The sequence below is a fragment of the Faecalibacterium sp. OF03-6AC genome, from assembly GCF_003478175.1.
Taxonomy (GTDB): Bacteria; Bacillota; Clostridia; order Oscillospirales; family Ruminococcaceae; genus Faecalibacterium; species Faecalibacterium taiwanense.
The window spans coordinates 386729-401743 of record NZ_QUEN01000001.1 but is presented as its reverse complement, the minus strand read 5'-3'; the positions used below and the strand labels follow the sequence as shown (position 1 = coordinate 401743).

At 56.2% G+C, this 15015-nt stretch carries 18 protein-coding genes and 1 other annotated feature; of the genes, 7 read left to right on the top strand and 11 right to left on the bottom strand.

The features are described from left to right. Nucleotides 1-48: 48 nt before the first annotated feature. The 3 genes from DXA66_RS01895 to DXA66_RS01885 all read left to right on the top strand — a co-directional run bounded on the left by DXA66_RS01895 (nucleotide 49) and on the right by DXA66_RS01885 (nucleotide 2653). Nucleotides 49-1407: an alpha-amylase family glycosyl hydrolase gene (locus tag DXA66_RS01895; RefSeq protein ID WP_005944533.1), complete on the top strand. Its 1359-nt coding sequence runs from the start codon at nucleotides 49-51 to the stop codon at nucleotides 1405-1407. Nucleotides 1408-1486: 79 nt separating this feature from the next. Beyond that, nucleotides 1487-2005, top strand: coding sequence for a transcription repressor NadR (locus tag DXA66_RS01890; RefSeq protein WP_005944532.1), 519 nt, complete (start codon nucleotides 1487-1489; stop codon nucleotides 2003-2005). Between the two features lie 96 nt (nucleotides 2006-2101). Continuing rightward, nucleotides 2102-2653 carry a TetR/AcrR family transcriptional regulator gene (locus tag DXA66_RS01885; RefSeq protein ID WP_118526462.1) on the top strand — a complete coding sequence of 184 codons (552 nt, stop codon included), beginning with the start codon at nucleotides 2102-2104 and terminating at the stop codon, nucleotides 2651-2653. A 456-nt stretch (nucleotides 2654-3109) separates the two neighbouring features. Here the strand turns inward: DXA66_RS01885 and asnB are convergent, their stop codons facing one another. Together asnB and DXA66_RS01875 are read right to left on the bottom strand one after the other, a co-directional pair. After that, complete coding sequence (gene asnB / locus DXA66_RS01880) at nucleotides 3110-4696, bottom strand: asparagine synthase B (protein WP_044954057.1); 1587 nt, start codon at nucleotides 4694-4696, stop codon at nucleotides 3110-3112. 52 nt (nucleotides 4697-4748) lie between these two features. After that, nucleotides 4749-5011: a binding site (T-box leader), on the bottom strand. A 14-nt stretch (nucleotides 5012-5025) separates the two neighbouring features. After that, complete coding sequence (locus DXA66_RS01875) at nucleotides 5026-5511, bottom strand: Fur family transcriptional regulator (RefSeq protein WP_097775183.1); 486 nt, start codon at nucleotides 5509-5511, stop codon at nucleotides 5026-5028. A gap of 344 nt (nucleotides 5512-5855) precedes the next feature. Between DXA66_RS01875 and DXA66_RS01870 the strand changes: the two genes are divergently transcribed. After that, a complete protein-coding gene (locus DXA66_RS01870) occupies nucleotides 5856-6515 on the top strand; it encodes a GntR family transcriptional regulator (protein ID WP_097781559.1) in 660 nt (219 codons plus the stop codon). Between the two features lie 85 nt (nucleotides 6516-6600). Here the strand turns inward: DXA66_RS01870 and DXA66_RS01865 are convergent, their stop codons facing one another. The 9 genes from DXA66_RS01865 to rpmG form a co-directional block, all read right to left on the bottom strand. Further along, nucleotides 6601-7371 carry an HAD family hydrolase gene (locus DXA66_RS01865; RefSeq protein WP_118526460.1) on the bottom strand — a complete coding sequence of 257 codons (771 nt, stop codon included), beginning with the start codon at nucleotides 7369-7371 and terminating at the stop codon, nucleotides 6601-6603. Nucleotides 7372-7422: 51 nt separating this feature from the next. Next, nucleotides 7423-8559 carry an aldo/keto reductase gene (locus DXA66_RS01860; RefSeq protein ID WP_118526458.1) on the bottom strand — a complete coding sequence of 379 codons (1137 nt, stop codon included), beginning with the start codon at nucleotides 8557-8559 and terminating at the stop codon, nucleotides 7423-7425. A gap of 179 nt (nucleotides 8560-8738) precedes the next feature. Further along, nucleotides 8739-9113 (bottom strand): 50S ribosomal protein L7/L12, encoded by a 375-nt coding sequence (rplL, locus tag DXA66_RS01855; protein WP_005944525.1) that lies wholly within the window; start codon nucleotides 9111-9113, stop codon nucleotides 8739-8741. A 73-nt stretch (nucleotides 9114-9186) separates the two neighbouring features. Then, nucleotides 9187-9702, bottom strand: a complete 516-nt coding sequence (rplJ, locus tag DXA66_RS01850) for a 50S ribosomal protein L10 (protein ID WP_005944524.1) — start codon at nucleotides 9700-9702, stop codon at nucleotides 9187-9189. Between the two features lie 277 nt (nucleotides 9703-9979). Then, the gene (rplA, locus tag DXA66_RS01845) at nucleotides 9980-10672 is read right to left on the bottom strand and encodes a 50S ribosomal protein L1 (RefSeq protein WP_005920494.1); all 693 of its coding nucleotides are present in this window, start codon (nucleotides 10670-10672) and stop codon (nucleotides 9980-9982) included. Between the two features lie 57 nt (nucleotides 10673-10729). Beyond that, nucleotides 10730-11155, bottom strand: coding sequence for a 50S ribosomal protein L11 (rplK, locus tag DXA66_RS01840; RefSeq protein ID WP_005920496.1), 426 nt, complete (start codon nucleotides 11153-11155; stop codon nucleotides 10730-10732). A 136-nt stretch (nucleotides 11156-11291) separates the two neighbouring features. Then, entirely contained in the window at nucleotides 11292-11825 is a 534-nt protein-coding gene (gene nusG / locus DXA66_RS01835) for a transcription termination/antitermination protein NusG (protein ID WP_005944521.1), read from the bottom strand. Nucleotides 11826-11855: 30 nt separating this feature from the next. Next, nucleotides 11856-12107 (bottom strand): preprotein translocase subunit SecE, encoded by a 252-nt coding sequence (gene secE / locus DXA66_RS01830; RefSeq protein ID WP_097776462.1) that lies wholly within the window; start codon nucleotides 12105-12107, stop codon nucleotides 11856-11858. Nucleotides 12108-12123: 16 nt separating this feature from the next. Next, entirely contained in the window at nucleotides 12124-12273 is a 150-nt protein-coding gene (gene rpmG, locus DXA66_RS01825) for a 50S ribosomal protein L33 (RefSeq protein ID WP_005920501.1), read from the bottom strand. A 323-nt stretch (nucleotides 12274-12596) separates the two neighbouring features. Between rpmG and DXA66_RS01820 the strand changes: the two genes are divergently transcribed. From DXA66_RS01820 to DXA66_RS01810, 3 genes are read left to right on the top strand one after another with little or no spacing between them, the layout of a single operon-like run. Continuing rightward, nucleotides 12597-13688, top strand: coding sequence for a D-alanine--D-alanine ligase family protein (locus tag DXA66_RS01820; protein ID WP_097775185.1), 1092 nt, complete (start codon nucleotides 12597-12599; stop codon nucleotides 13686-13688). Then, nucleotides 13681-14508, top strand: a complete 828-nt coding sequence (murI, locus tag DXA66_RS01815; RefSeq protein WP_118526456.1) for a glutamate racemase — start codon at nucleotides 13681-13683, stop codon at nucleotides 14506-14508. Before DXA66_RS01820 ends, murI begins: the two co-directional genes overlap by 8 nt. Before the next feature lie 15 nt (nucleotides 14509-14523). Further along, nucleotides 14524-15000, top strand: a complete 477-nt coding sequence (locus tag DXA66_RS01810; RefSeq protein WP_118526454.1) for a DUF1934 domain-containing protein — start codon at nucleotides 14524-14526, stop codon at nucleotides 14998-15000. Nucleotides 15001-15015: the final 15 nt, after the last annotated feature.

The window sequence follows — 15015 nt, the reverse complement described above, 5'->3', positions numbered from 1 at the left end:
GCCGCAGTGGGCGGAGGCTGATTTTTTTGTATGGGAGCGGTATGAACAATGGCTTGGTATGACAACGCGGTATTTTATCACATCTATCCTCTGGGGCTGTGCGGCTGCGCACACGAGAACGATGGGCAGGCGGTGCCCGGCGCGTTTAATAAACTGAACGCATGGGCTGAGCACGCAGCGGACATCGGCTGCACGGCCATTTATATCGGCCCGCTGTTCGAGAGCGGTTCCCATGGCTACGACACCATCGATTACCGGCTGGTAGACCGCCGCCTTGGCACGAACGCAGAATTCAAGGACTTTGTGGCCCGGTGCCATGCCCGGGGACAGAAGGTGATCGTGGACGGCGTGTTCAACCATGTGGGCCGCGATTTCTTTGCGTTTCAGGATCTGAAGGCAAACCGCGAGAACGCCCGCTATAAGGACTGGTTCTGCGATGTGAATTTCTGGGGCAACAACGAGTACAACGACGGCTTTTCCTACGGAAACTGGGGCGGCTTCAATCTGCTGGTCAAGCTGAACCAGCGCAACCCGGAGGTGCAGAACTACCACTACGATACCATCCGCTTCTGGGTGGATGAATTTGACATTGACGGCATCCGTCTGGACGCAGCCGATGTGCTGGACTTTGACTTTATGCGCGGTCTGCGCCGCCTTGCCAACGAGGTAAAGCCAGAGTTCTGGCTGATGGGTGAGGTGATCCACGGCGATTACAGCCGCTGGGCAAACCCGGAGATGCTGCACTCGGTCACGAACTACGAGCTGCACAAGGGCCTGTGGAGCGGCCACAACGACCACAACTATTTCGAGATCGCCCACACCATGCGCCGTCTGCAGGGCCTGTGCCACGATACCCGGCTGTATCTGTTCTCGGACAACCACGATGTGGAGCGCCTGCCCAACAAGCTGCGCAACCGGGAGCACATCCGCCACATTGCAATTCTAGTATATACGCTTTGGGGCATTCCGTCCATCTATTATGGCTCAGAATTTGGCATTGAAGGCAAAAAAGAGTGGGGAAGCGATTGGCCGCTGCGCCCCTGCCTGGAACTTTCCGACTTCAAGGACGCTGAGACCACCAACCCTGTCACCAGCGTGTATGCCGCACTGGGCAGACTGAAGGCGGAGCTGCCGGAGCTGACCGACGGCGAGGTGAAAGAGCTGCAGCTCACCACCCAGTGCTATGCCTTTGCCCGGGTGCTGGATGGAAAGGCCTGCGTCGTGGTGCTGAACAACGGCGACAGTCCCGCACAGCTGGAATTCCAGCTGCCGGTGGAGGCATCCTCTGCAAAGGACCTGTTGGCCGACACGGTGGGCGCACAGCCCGTTTTGACCAGCATGGAGTGGGGCCGCATGAAAGTGCAGCTGCCCTCCAATTATGCTACCATCCTGCAGCTGGAAAAGTAAACGCATTCTTGCATGATCCGCCGTCTTTTGCTACAATAAGAGCATAATACCGTAAAGCGGAAAGGAAGCTTTGAAAACCATGAATGCAGCGCAGCGCAGAGAATCCATTCTGAAACGGCTCAGCGGGGCCGAAGCACCGGTCAGTGCCAGCGCACTGGCGGCTTTGCTGGGGGTCTCGCGCCAGATCGTGGTGGGGGATGTGGCTCTGCTGCGGGCAGGCGGTGCGCAGATCGATGCAACGCCCCGGGGCTATCAGCTGCATCCGGCGGAAAAAGGCTATACCGCCATTCTGGCCTGCGTGCACAGCACCGAGGACGAGATGCGCACCGAGCTGTACACCGTGGTGGATCAGGGCGGCATCGTGGTGGATGTGGCCGTGGAGAACAGCCTGTATGGCGAGCTGCGCGGCAACCTGAACCTTGCCAGCCGCTACGATGTGGACAACTTCATCCAGCAGGCCAAGGACACGCCGGAAGCGCTTTTGAGCCGCATGACTGGCGGAGTGCATCTGCACACCCTGCACTGCCCGGATGCCGGGAGCTTTGAGCGCATCAAAAAAGAGCTGGAAGAAAAAGGCATCCTGTACCGCAAGGAGTGATGCGGATGGGGATAGACCCAGTATAAAAAAGGCTGAGGGCCTTGTCTATCCGCAAAACAGGAAAATGGTTGGATAATCAACGAAAAAGCAAAAGAGGTGGGTTTTCTGGATATTCGCATTGAAAAAACGGAGCGTGCCATCAAGCAGGCATTCATGGAGCTGCGGGCGCAGAAACCGCTGGAAAAGATCAAGGTCAAGGAACTGTGCGATCTGGCCTGCATCAATAAGTCCACCTTTTATGCGCATTATCAGGATATCTATGCGCTGGCCAACGCCATGGAGGACGAAATGGTGGAGGTGGTGGTGGAAAGCCTGCCGCAGCTGACCGCCCGTGATGTAAGCGAGCGCACCGAGTGGCTGACCCGGGAAATGTTCCGGGCGTTTACCCGGAAGCAGACCGAGATCGGCATTCTGTTTTCCGGCTCCCGTCAGGGGCTGTTCATCAACCGCGTGGAAGCTGCAATGAGCAAATGCATCTCGGAGAGCGACCCCTCGTTTGATGCCGATGTGGTGCGTAAGATCGTGCTTTCCTTCTGCGTGCAGGGCTGCTACTACACCTTCACCAGCTACTGCGGCCAGATGGACGAAAAGCGGCTGGTGGCTCTGCTTGCGTCCATTGCACGCGCGGCACAAAAAATCAGGATGTAACACAACAATTTAGAATGTCCGCCGCGTGCGCTTTGGGCATGAATAGCGGAAAAATAATTTTAATAGAGCAATGCCGGGCGGTCTGCGGACCGCCCGGCATTGCATTTTCACAGATGGTGCTTGGACGTCAAGGGGCGGATGCTGCGCCTGCTTCCTATGGAAGCGGCGGCGCAGTGGGGGAAGAGCTCGCCCTCTCAGCCTCGTTCCGCTCGGCAGCTCTCCCAAAGGGAGAGCCCTTGGCATGGCGGCAAGGTTTCCAGCTCAACTGCGAAGTTTCCAGTTTCGCCAGAGCCTCTCCCTTTGGGAGAGGTGTCACCGCAGGTGACGAAGAGGGTTCCCTCTCGTGAAAAAGTAGATCGGGAAAATCCGCAGATTTTCCCGATCTACAAATTATAGAATATTCTTTCCGCTATTCATGCGCAAAGCAAAGCGGAGCGCATTCAAAATGGTCTGGCGTTACACGCCGGAAGCACCGTAGTTTGCCAGCACACGGGCCGAAGGGTCGTTGACGTTGCAGTTCGGCCATGCCTTGTTGGGCATCCAGAAGCCCACGATGGTGCGGCTCTGGTCGTGGTAGTACTTCTCAAAAATTTCGCGGTAGAACAGGCTTTCCTTGGTGAACGGCATGCAGTGGGCCGAATAGTTTGCACGGCGCAGTTGGAACTCCTCGTCGGTGTAAAGGCTTTCGGCATACTCCTTGATGTCGTCTACCATGCTGTGGCCTACGGCATCCGAGAAGGCGGCCTTTTCGCGCCACAGGATCTCCGGCGGCAGCCAATCGCCCTCAAAGGCCTTGCGCAGCAGATACTTGCCCTTGCCGTAGCTGTTCAGCTTCTTTTCCGGGTCAATGGCCATGACGTAACGCACAAAATCCAGATCACCAAAGGGCACGCGGGCCTCGATGCTGTTGGAGGAGATGCAGCGGTCGGCGCGCAGCACATCGTACATGTACAGCTCACGGATGCGCTTCTGGCTCTCCTGCTGGAAGGCATCGGCGGTGGGGGCGTAGTCGGTGTACTTGTAGCCGAACAGCTCATCGGAAATTTCGCCGGTCAGCAGCACGCGGACATCGGTCTGCTCGTGGATGGCCTTGCACAGCAGGTACATGCCCATGCTGGCGCGGATGGTGGTGATGTCCCAGGTGCCCAGCAGGCGGATGACCTCTTCCAGACTGTTGATGACCATATCCCGGTTGATGATGATCTCGTGGTGCTCGCTGCCCAGATATTCTGCGGTCTGGCGCGCATATTTCAGATCAATGGCGTCGGTGTCCATGCCAATGGCAAAGGTGCGGATGGGCTTGCCAAGCTTCTTGGCGGCAATGGAGCACACCAGCGAGGAATCCAGACCGCCGGAAAGCAGGAAGCCTACCGGGGCATCTGCGTCCAGACGCTTCTCTACGCCTGCGATCAGCTTTTCGCGGATGTTCCGCAGCACGGTGTCCATGTCGTCCTGCATGGGGGCGGGCACATCGGCAATGTCCTCATAGCGGACGAAGCGGCCATCACAGTAGTAGCTGCCAATGGGGAAGGGCCGGATGTCATCGCACCAGCCAATGAGGTTCTGCATCTCGGAGGCGAATGCGATCTGGTGGCTGGACTTGGAGTAGCCGTAGAACAGCGGACGGATGCCGATGGGGTCGCGGGCGGCGATGAGCCGGTCCTTGCGGGAATCGTACATGATAAGCGCGAACTCGGAGTCCATGTGGCGGAACATATCCAGACCGTACTCATAGTACAGCGGCAGCAGGATCTCACAGTCGCAGTCGGACTGGAACTTGTAGCCGCGGCGCTTGAGGATCTCTTTCTCAAAGCGGAAGCCGTACAGCTCGCCGTTGCACACCACGCAGTCGGCACCGCGGTAGAACGGCTGCATGCCTTCCGGGGTCAGGCCCATGATGGCAAGGCGGCCAAAGCCCATCAGACCGAAAGGCCCTTCCACCACACGCTGGTCATCCGGGCCGCGCATGACCGTGCGCAGCAGGTATTCCTTGAATTTGGCGGCACTCAGATCGTGCCCGGTATAGCCCATAACACAACACATATTTCTTACCCCTCTTTTTAAATAAAAAATACGGCAGCTCATTCATCCCAATTGCTAGGACGAATATGCTGCCGTATCCGTGGTGCCACCTAAATTACCGGCATAAAACCATGCCAGTCACTTTTGTGCGCTCTCCCCGTTGAAAGCACTGCCGCGATAACGAGCGGCGCACGTCGGCCCCTACTGCTGCACAAACAGGTTCAGGGGGAAGCTTGCGGGTGTTCGTTCGGGTTTCGCTCTCTGCGCGGCTTCCACCTACCCGCACTCTCTGAAAGAGGACATTGAAACCTTACTTTTCCCGGTCAACGCTTTTTCTTGCATGCATTGTATCACGGCTTTTTGTCCGTGTCAACACAGCAGGCGCATTTTTGTGCGGTTTGACCATCAGAGTCGGACTGTTCCTCTTTTTGGGCGCAGTGGCGGCACAAACCATACAGAACGCTGCCCTCACACTGCAGGGTAAAGCCATGCTCTGCCATCAGGTGGGCGCGCACTTCGTCCATGAAGTGGCAGTCCAGATGATAGATGCGCCCGCACTGCACGCATTTGAGGTGCAGATGCTCCCGGCAGTGGCGGCCCTCGTCCACGTACTGGAACACGGCTTTTTCGCCCTTGTCGGCAACGTATTTCATGATGCGCTGCTCCCCGGCCAGCTTGTCCAGATAGCGGTACACCGTGGTGGGGTTGGGACTTGCGCCCTGCTCTTCCAGATGCTCCAGAATGTTGGAAGCACTCACCGCGTGCTGTCGGTTGTTGATGAGATAATCTAAAATCAGTTGACGGGTCTTGGTATTGTAGCCGTCGCTTCGTGCCATAAGAGAGATCCACACCCTTTTCAATATTTTTTACATTGTAGCATATTTTTGCATTGGATGCAAAAGAACCGGGCTAAAAGAAGCGGCATTGGCTACAAGCACAAAAAAACTTGTTGATTTTGGCAAAAATGAGGCATAAAAATTGGATAAAACATAAAACGCGCCAAAGTTCATAAAAAAGTATTGTAATAATTGCCCTATTATGAAATAATAGAACTGGAATACTACTTGGATTGCAGCAAGAATACAAGATGCTTTGAAGTTAAAAAGCATGCGCCCCAGAGTATTATAGGAGAAGAACCTTTTTCTTTACAAGGGAAAAGGGAATAGGAGTTGTGCAGAACATGAAAGAAATGGAGTCGCAGACCAAACCGAGCCTGAAGCTGCAGGCATACCAGTACCTTAAGACCAAGATCCTGAACTGCGAGTACCGGCCCAACGAGTTTTTGAACGAGCAGAAGCTTTGTGCCGAGATGGGCAACATCAGCCGCACCCCCATGCGGGATGCTCTTGGCCGCTTGGAGCAGGAAGGCCTGATCACCATTCTGCCCAAGAAGGGCCTGATGGTTTCCGGCATCACCGAGGAGGACGTGCACAGCATGTTCGAGATGCGCCTGCTGGTGGAGCCTTACGCCCTGCGTACTTATGGCAGCGGCATCCCGCGGGAACAGCTGGAGACATTTGCCGAGTTGATGCATCACCCGGACAGCATCACCGACTTCTGCGAGTCGGACGATGAGTTCCACGAACTGCTCATGAGCACTTTGCCCAACAAGTACCTGCGTTCGGCGTATGACCGCATCACCGGTCTGAACACCCGCTTCCGCATCATGACCGGCAAGGTGAGCATGATCAATCAGGAGCAGACCTGTGACGAACATCTGGAAATTCTGGATGCCGCTCTGGCCGACAACTGGGACAGTGCTGCAGATTCCCTGCAGCACCATCTGGAGCTGGCCCGCGATAAGGCTGAAAGTGTGATCAAGGTCATCCGGTTGTGGTAAGACGATAAGAACCTCAAAAGGCTGCTGCACAAATGCTGTGCAGCAGCCTTTTGTAATAAACGCCGGAAGATGAAAGATGTTTCGTTCAAATGAGGTGGTTTTCAAGGCAGTAATGGTAGACGCCGTCCTCTTCCACGGAACGGCAGATAACAGCAGCCCTTGCCTTGACCTCGTTGAGCGCATTTCCCATGGCAACGCCGGTACCAACTGCTTCCAGCATCTCAATATCGTTTCGACCATCTCCAAAAGCAATGGCTTCTGCCTTTGAAAAGCCGTAATGCGCCAAGATGGCTCTCACGGCGTTTCCTTTGCCACAGGAGAGCGGAATAATGTCCACTGCCTTGTCCCACCATGCGGTGATCTGTGTGGCGTGGGTCCCCTGTAAGATCTGCGCGTATTCGGCGCTGTTGCAGGAGCACATGATCTGATAAATCTCCTCCTCGCACAGTGCATCGAAACGATCGGAGACCATCAGCTTCTCACTGCCAAAGGAAAAATACTGTGCCAGATCCGGGTCGGTTCCGTTCGTCACGATAAAGTGCTCGTTGCTGATGGCAGCCGCCCGGTGCATCTGTTTCAGATTTTGCAAAATTCGATACTTGTCGTCAACATCCAGTGGGTTTTTGAAGAGCACAGTATCCTTGCTGCGGACATAAGAGCCGTTGAAAGTCAGCCAGATATCAAAGTCAACGCTCTCAAAATGCGGGACGGAGAGATAGCCTCTGCCAGTTGCCATGCATAACAAGACCCCGTTTGCCCGTAGCTTCTGTAAAGCCTGCACAGTTTTGGGGGACGGCTCCTTACTGCCTAGCTGGAGCAGGGTCCCGTCTACGTCAAAAAAAGCTATTTTTATCATACGATCACCCTCGGTTTATGAGATATCCTATAGGACCTCATGGCTTGATTTTTACAGTGCGTCCAGCTCCTTTTGCAGTTGTGCCAGAGAATCGCGGATGGGCAGCTTCTGCGGGCAGACGGCTTCGCACTTACCACAGCGCACACAGTGCAGGGCCTTTTCGCTGTCCGGGAAGCGGGTGGTCCACTGGGCCTTGATGGCATCCTTCTGGCCGAACATGCCCAGCTTGTTCCAGATGCTGAAATTGTCCGGGATGTCCACCCCCATGGGGCAGGGCATACAGTACCGGCAGCCAGTGCAGCCAATCTTGATGCGGCGGTGCAGCTCGTTGGCTACGCTTTCCACAGCGGCATTCTCGGCGGGGGAAAGCGGTTCAAAATGGTCAAAGGTGGCAAGGTTGTCGGTCAGCTGATCCTCAGCACTCATGCCGGAGAGGATCACGTGCACATTTTTGTGGCTGCCCACCCAGCGCAGAGCCCAAGAGGCATCGGTGGCATCCGGACGCAGGGCGTGCAGCGGTGCGGCGGCGTCTGCAGGCAGGGATGCCAGCGTGCCGCCCTTGATGGGCTCCATGATGATAAGCGGCACGCCGCATTCTTCGGTCAGCTGATAGCCCCGGTCACCGGAGATCTCCTCGGCACGGTCGTCCCGGTCAAGATAGTTGTACTGCAGCTGGCAGAAATCCCACGGCTGGTCGCGCAGAATATACTCAAATCCGGCAGAGTTGTCGTGGCAGGAAAAGCCGAAATTACGGATGCGTCCTGCGGCCTTCTGCTGCCACAGCCAGTCCACAAGGCCCATGGCTTTTGCCTTTTCGTACCGGGCCTTGTGCAGGGAGTGCAGCAGGTAGAAGTCGATGTAGTCCACGCCCAGCCGCTGCAGCTGCTCTTCAAAAATACGCTTGGCATCGTTCAGGCTTTTGCAGTTCCACAGCGGCATTTTGGTGGCAAGATAAAAGCTGCTGCGGTCCCATTTGGCGATCACGCGGCCCACAAACGGCTCACTCTGGCCGTTGTGATAGGGATAGGCAGTATCGAAGTAGTTGACACCGGCGGCCTTAGCGGTGTTCAGCAAAGCTTCGGCGCGCTCTTCGTCAATGGTGCCGTCGGCTTTGATGGGAAAGCGCATACAGCCGTAGCCCAAAAGGGAAGTGCGGATGTTGTTTTTGTTCCAGTTGCGGTGCTCCATAAACTCTCTTTTTGCGGCAGAGGGGACAAAGACTCTGCCGCGCCTCCTGTTGAGAACAGTATAGCATAGTTTTTGAATGCGGAAAAGACATGCCGATCATCAAACAAAAAAAGATGCCCGCACCTTTCGGTACGGACACCTCATTGTTCAAGAATGAACGACTCTCAGAAGAGGTTCAATTACTTGACCTCGACCTTAGCGCCAGCCTCGGTCAGCTTCTTCTGGATGTCCTCAGCCTCAGCCTTGGAGACCTTCTCCTTGACAGCCTTGGGAGCGCCATCGACGATAGCCTTAGCTTCCTTCAGGCCCAGACCGGTGATCTCCTTCACCAGCTTGATGACCTGCATCTTGGTAGCGCCAGCCTCAGCCAGGATGACGTCGAACTCGGTCTTCTCTTCCTCAGCGGCAGCAGCAGCGCCAGCAGCAGCGGGAGCAGCAGCAGCAACAGCGGAAACACCGAACTCTTCGCAGTAAGCGTCGATCAGTTCCTTCAGCTCCAGAACGGACAGCTCCTTAACGGAGTCGATGATGGCAGTAATCTTCTCAGAAGCCATAGTAGTAACCCTCCAATATCAATGGTTTTGTTTGTTAGTTTCTTGTTTTGTTTAAGCAGCGGTCATGCAGCAATCAGGCTGCAGGCTCCTCCTGCTTGTCGGCATAAGCCTGCATTGCAACGGCCAGACCAGACAGAGTGCTGGTGAGGGCGCCTGCGAACATGGACAGCATGCCTTCGCGGTTGGGCAGCTTTGCGATTGCGTTGGTCTCGGCAGCGTCCATGACCTTGCCTTCCATGAAGCCAGCCTTCACGACGAACTTCTTGGACTTATCGCCATCCTGATACTTGCACAGGATGCGGGCAGCGGACATGGGATCCGCTTCGTGAGCAAAAGCGATAGCGGTATCGCCCTTGAACTGCTCAGCCAGGCCCTCCAGAGAGGTACCCTTGACAGCCAGACGCAGCATGGTGTTCTTCACGACCATGTAATCGACGCCTGCCTCACGCAGCTCCTTACGGAGCTTGGTGTCGTTCTCGACGTTAATGCCGCCGTAAGCGACGACGCAGCCGGAAACCGCACTCTCAAACTTTGCCTTCAGATCAGCGACATAAGCCTGCTTTTCAGAAAGAATCTTTGCACTGGGCATTCGGTTTCACCTCGTTTCAAAAACTTGTATCGAAAACCGGAGCAAGTATGAAAAAAGCCTCTTTCCCGCACTTGGTCGAGAAAGAGGCATAAAACAACTTTACGCACGTTTCTCGGCAGGCGGCATAGCCTTACACTGGACTCCAGTACCTGCTGTCTCAAAAACAGCATAATTATTTTACCGCAAACGTGCGGAGTTGTCAAGTCTTTTTTGAAGTTTTCTGACAAAATTTTTCTGCCGCCCATACGAACGGCAGAAAAACGATCAGAACTTCAAATCAGACACCGTACTTCAGGGTGTTCAGACGGATGCCAGGGCCCATGGTGGTGGCGATGGTAGCGCTCTTGAAGTAGGTACCCTTTGCTGCAGCGGGCTTTGCCTTGGCAATAGCCTCCATCACAGTGTCCAGGTTGGTGTACAGCTTCTCTGCACCGAAAGAAGCCTTGCCCACGGGCACATGGATGATGTTCTGCTTGTCCAGACGGTACTCGATCTTACCAGCCTTGGCCTCGGAAACAGCCTTGCCCAGGTCGGGAGCAACGGTACCAGCCTTGGGGTTCGGCATCAGGCCGCGGGGGCCCAGGACCTTACCGAGACGGCCAACGCGGCCCATCATATCGGGAGTGGTCACGACAACGTCGAAATCCATGAAGCCGCCGGCGATCTTTGCGATCAGCTCGTCATCACCGACGATATCAGCGCCAGCAGCCTCAGCAGCGGCAGCTGCGGGACCCTTGGCGATCGCGCAGACGCGGACGGTCTTGCCGGTGCCGTTGGGCAGAACGACAGCGCCGCGGACCTGCTGGTCAGCGTGACGGCCGTCAACGCCCAGACGGACGTGCAGCTCAACGGTCTCGTCGAACTTGGCAGAAGCGGTCTTGCAAGCCAGCTCCAGAGCCTCGTTCACATCATATGCCTTAGTAGAATCGACCAGCTTCGCAGCGTCGACATAGTGCTTGCCATGTTTCATTGTATATCCTCCTGTGTGGTCATGCGGGCAGTTTTATGCCCTCCCACTGTTTATGTCTCAGCCCTCGACGGTGACACCCATGGAACGGCAGGTGCCGCGAACCATGCTGCATGCAGCTTCCAGAGAAGCAGCGTTCAGGTCGGGCATCTTGGTCTTGGCGATCTCTTCCACCTGAGCGGCGGTCAGAGAAGCGACCTTTTCCTTGTTGGGCTTGCCGGAAGCGGTGTTGATGCCAGCTGCCTTCTTGATCAGAACGGCTGCCGGAGGAGTCTTGGTGATGAAGCTGAAGGAGCGGTCAGCATACACAGTGATGACGACGGGGATCACATAACCCATCTGGTTCTTGGTACGCTCGTTGAACTCCTTGGTGAATGCCATGATGTTGACACCCTTCTGACCCAGAGCAGGGCCAACAGGGGGAGCCGGAGTTGCCTTGCCGGCCTCGATCTGCAGCTTAATGTAGCCAGTAACTTTCTGTGCCATAATAAATGCACCTCCAAAAATCTGTGGTGAGTTGCGGCACGGTGTCTCCGTGCCTCCCACGAGCATGTGCACAGTGCACACGCTCTATAAGAACCGCACTGCGGTCTTACCTTGGTAAACGATTTGTGCCGGTTGGTTACGGCAGCTCGACCTGACCGATCTCCACCTCTGCGGGGGTCTCGCGGCCGAACATGTTGACCTTGAGCTTCACTTTGAAGTTCTCGGTATCGATCTCCTCCACAAGGCCCATAAAGCCTTCCAGAGGACCGGCGGTGATCTGCACGGTGTCGCCGACGTTGAAGTCGACTGCCAGAGGTGCAGCCTTTTCCACGCCCATCTTCTCTACTTCTTCAGCAGAGAGGGGAACGGGCTTGGATGCGGGGCCGACGAAGCCGGTGCAGCCGCGCGTATTGCGCACCACGTACCAGGTATCGTCGTTCATCACCATTTTGACCAGAACGTAGCCGGGGAAGAGCTTGTGCTCCACCATCTTCTGCTTGCCGTTCTTGTCAATTTCGGGAACCATCTCGACGGGAACTTTAATATCGCAGATCAGATCCTGCAGGTGACGGTTCTCCACCATGGTCTGCAGGTCATTCGCGACCTTGTTCTCATAGCCGGAATAGGTATGCACTACATACCAAAGTGCCTCATTGGATTGTTCTTCCATTTTGGTCTGCCCTCCGTTTCAAGATGATTCTCAGGCGCCGATGATCAGGCCCAGAATGCCGCCGAAGATGGCATCCAGCAAGATCATCACGACCGCTGCGATGGCGACGGTCACGAGCACGACGATGGTGTTGGTCTTAACGTCCTCTTTGGACGGCCACACCACCTTCTTCAGCTCGCTCTTGGTGTCGCGGAAGAACTTGGCACACTTGCCAAAGAAGTTCTTCACAGCGGCCTTTGCTCTGGCCACAAAGCCCGGCTTGTTCTCGGTTTTGTCTGCCATGATGCGTCCGCCTTTCTTACTTGGTTTCGCGATGAACGGTGTGCTTCTTGCAGAAACGGCAATACTTCTTCATCTCGAGACGATCGGGGTTGTTCTTCTTGTTCTTCGTGGTGTTGTAGTTGCGCTGCTTGCACTCGGTGCAGGCCAGAGTGATTTTAACGGTCATTTGTTGACACCTCCATTATAACGGTTGTTTTGAACCTCCCTCGGGTTGCGGGTGGTACCTGTAAAACAGGCGCACTTAATAACCCCGCAAAAGAGGTGATATCATTGTACCACGCACTTTTCCATCCGTCAAGCGGAAATCTTCGATTTTTGGAAAGTTTTTTTGAAAAATATCTCTTTTACCCACCGGCAGCTTTTTGGCATTCTGCTTGCATCGCGCGCATAGATATTGTATAATAAGCCAGAACGGCATTTTTACCGGTTATATCCCACCCAGGTCTTGGGCTTCCAGGTCTTGGGCTTTATAAATAGGAGAGAGTTATCATGCAGTCTGAAAAAATGTGCGTTGTGCTGCTGTTCGGCGGTATGTCCAGCGAGCACGAGGTCAGCCGCGTTTCTGTGGGCAACTTCGTCAACAACATTGACCGTGAAAAATATGAGGTGCTCACTGTGGGCATCACCAAGGAGGGCCGCTGGTTGTACACCGAGGCCACGGCCGCCCAGATGGCCGATGGCAGCTGGGAAGAGCTGGCAGGCAATATGGCCTGCGTCATCAGTCCGGACCGCGCCGACCACGGCATGATCCTGTTCACCCCGGAAGGCCATGTGGAAAAAGTGCATGTGGATGTGGTCATCCCGGTGCTGCACGGCCTGTGGGGCGAGGATGGCACGGTGCAGGGCTTGCTGGAGCTGGCCGGCATCCCCTACGTGGGCTGCGGCGTGCTGGCAAGCGCGGTGTGCATGGACAAAGCCGTGGCCAATGCTCTGTTCGAGGCCAACGGTGTGCCCCACACCAGATGGCTGGCTGCCGACCGCTGGGAGATCGAGTCCGATCTGGAAGGCGTGTGCGAGGGTGTGGAAAAGAAGCTGGGCTGGCCTGTGTTCGTCAAACCCGCAAACGCCGGTTCCAGCGTGGGCATCTCCAAGGTGTCCAGCCGTGACGAGCTGAAAAAGGCCATCGACCTTGCATTGGAAAACGACCGCAAGGTGGTGTTTGAAGCCTTTGTGGATGGACAGGAAGTGGAGTGCGCCGTGATCGGCTCCGACCCCGCCGTGGCGACCCGTCCGGGCGAGATCCTTGCCGGTGCCGAGTTCTATACCTACGACGACAAGTACAAGAACGGCGTGAGCCAGACCGTCATCCCGGCTCACCTGCCGGAAGCAAAGCTGGACGAGGTGAAGACCTACGCCGCCATGGCCTACACTGCCCTGAATTGCGAGGGCCTTGCCCGCTGCGATTTCTTTGTGGAAAAGGGTACTGGCCGGGTGCTGATCAACGAAATCAACACCTTCCCGGGCTTCACGTCCATCAGCATGTACCCCAAGCTGATGGAGCACGAGGGCCTGCCGGTGCCGCAGCTCATCGACCGGCTGATCGCGCTGGCGCTGGAAAGGAAGGAAAAGCAGCATGGATAACCGCCCGATCGGCGTATTCGACAGCGGCCTTGGCGGCCTGACCGGTGTGCGGGAGCTGCGCAAGCGCCTGCCCCACGAGGAGATCATCTATTTTGGCGATACCGGCCGCGTGCCTTATGGCAGCCGCAGCCCGGAGACCATCCTGCAGTATGCCCGTCAGGACGTGGCATTCCTGCTTTCTAAAAACGTAAAGTGCATCATGGCGGCCTGCGGCACCGTGTCCAGCACCTACTCGGCTGCAGAAGCGGCAAAGCTGCCGGTGCCCTATCTGGGCGTGGTGGATGCCGCTGCCCGGGAGGCAGCCTTTGCTACCCGCAACCGCCGCATCGGCGTGATCGGCACCGCTGCCACCATCCGCTCCCGCAGCTACGAAAAGCTGCTGCGTCAGCTGGTACCGGGGGTGGAGATCACCGCCCGGGCCTGCCCGCTGTTTGTGCCGCTGGTGGAGGCCGGTTACGTGGACCACAGCGAGGAGAGCCGACAGCAGGTGACGAAGCTGGTGATCGCTCAGTACCTGACCGAGGTGCGTGAAGCCGGTGTGGACACCCTGATTTTGGGCTGCACCCACTACCCGCTGCTCAAGACCATGATCGGCGAGTTCATGGGCCAGAGCGTGACGCTGGTGGACCCGGCCAAGACCGCCGCCCACCATCTGGAACAGATGCTCTCCGAGCGCGGCCTGCGCGCTGCACAGGAGCACGAGGGTCAGGCGCACTTTTATGTGAGCGATGTGCCGGACAGCTTTGTGCAGACGGCAGACCTGTTCCTGGGCGAGTACAAGGGCGGCCCGGTGGATCAGATCGCCATTGATAAATATTGATAAGGACAGAAAAACGTGAGCAAACCGCTGAAGGAAGATTATATCATCCGCATCAAGAGCCGCATTGAGCAGCATGTGAAAGAGCCTGTGGAGAAGGAAGAAAAGGAAGAGTTTGTGGAGCTGATGACCCGCGGCCAGTTCGTGCAGAAGGGCGGCAGCTACTACATTACCTATAAAGAGACCGAGACCACCGGCTATGAGGGCTGCACCACCACCCTGAAAATTGCCGCCGACGGCAGCCGCGTGGCGATGCTGCGGTTTGGCAAGGGCGGCGGGGCCGGCACCCAGCTGCTGATCGAAAAAGGCAAGCGCAACCTCTGCCACTACGAGACAGGCTACGGCTCCATGACGCTGGGCGTGACCGCCGACGAGATCGAGTGCGGCCTGACCGAGAAGGGCGGCACCGCAAGGTTCGGCTACCTGCTGGATGCCAACAGCGCCGAGCTTGTGAGCCGCAACCGCCTTGAAGTGACCGTGACCCACGTAAACTGAGATATTTCCCAGACT

What these genes read in the sequence shown, in the direction of transcription:
- secE (WP_097776462.1), bottom strand. Translation starts at nt 12,107, where the DNA reads ATGGCAGACAAAACCGAGAACAAGCCGGGCTTTGTGGCCAGAGCAAAG.
- DXA66_RS01865 (WP_118526460.1), bottom strand. Translation starts at nt 7,371, where the DNA reads ATGATAAAAATAGCTTTTTTTGACGTAGACGGGACCCTGCTCCAGCTA.
- DXA66_RS01875 (WP_097775183.1), bottom strand. Translation starts at nt 5,511, where the DNA reads ATGGCACGAAGCGACGGCTACAATACCAAGACCCGTCAACTGATTTTA.
- rplJ (WP_005944524.1), bottom strand. Translation starts at nt 9,702, where the DNA reads ATGCCCAGTGCAAAGATTCTTTCTGAAAAGCAGGCTTATGTCGCTGAT.
- rplL (WP_005944525.1), bottom strand. Translation starts at nt 9,113, where the DNA reads ATGGCTTCTGAGAAGATTACTGCCATCATCGACTCCGTTAAGGAGCTG.
- DXA66_RS01895 (WP_005944533.1), top strand. Translation starts at nt 49, where the DNA reads ATGGCTTGGTATGACAACGCGGTATTTTATCACATCTATCCTCTGGGG.
- DXA66_RS01890 (WP_005944532.1), top strand. Translation starts at nt 1,487, where the DNA reads ATGAATGCAGCGCAGCGCAGAGAATCCATTCTGAAACGGCTCAGCGGG.
- DXA66_RS01820 (WP_097775185.1), top strand. Translation starts at nt 12,597, where the DNA reads ATGCAGTCTGAAAAAATGTGCGTTGTGCTGCTGTTCGGCGGTATGTCC.
- rplK (WP_005920496.1), bottom strand. Translation starts at nt 11,155, where the DNA reads ATGGCACAGAAAGTTACTGGCTACATTAAGCTGCAGATCGAGGCCGGC.
- nusG (WP_005944521.1), bottom strand. Translation starts at nt 11,825, where the DNA reads ATGGAAGAACAATCCAATGAGGCACTTTGGTATGTAGTGCATACCTAT.
- rplA (WP_005920494.1), bottom strand. Translation starts at nt 10,672, where the DNA reads ATGAAACATGGCAAGCACTATGTCGACGCTGCGAAGCTGGTCGATTCT.
- DXA66_RS01870 (WP_097781559.1), top strand. Translation starts at nt 5,856, where the DNA reads ATGAAAGAAATGGAGTCGCAGACCAAACCGAGCCTGAAGCTGCAGGCA.
- murI (WP_118526456.1), top strand. Translation starts at nt 13,681, where the DNA reads ATGGATAACCGCCCGATCGGCGTATTCGACAGCGGCCTTGGCGGCCTG.
- rpmG (WP_005920501.1), bottom strand. Translation starts at nt 12,273, where the DNA reads ATGACCGTTAAAATCACTCTGGCCTGCACCGAGTGCAAGCAGCGCAAC.
- DXA66_RS01860 (WP_118526458.1), bottom strand. Translation starts at nt 8,559, where the DNA reads ATGGAGCACCGCAACTGGAACAAAAACAACATCCGCACTTCCCTTTTG.
- asnB (WP_044954057.1), bottom strand. Translation starts at nt 4,696, where the DNA reads ATGTGTTGTGTTATGGGCTATACCGGGCACGATCTGAGTGCCGCCAAA.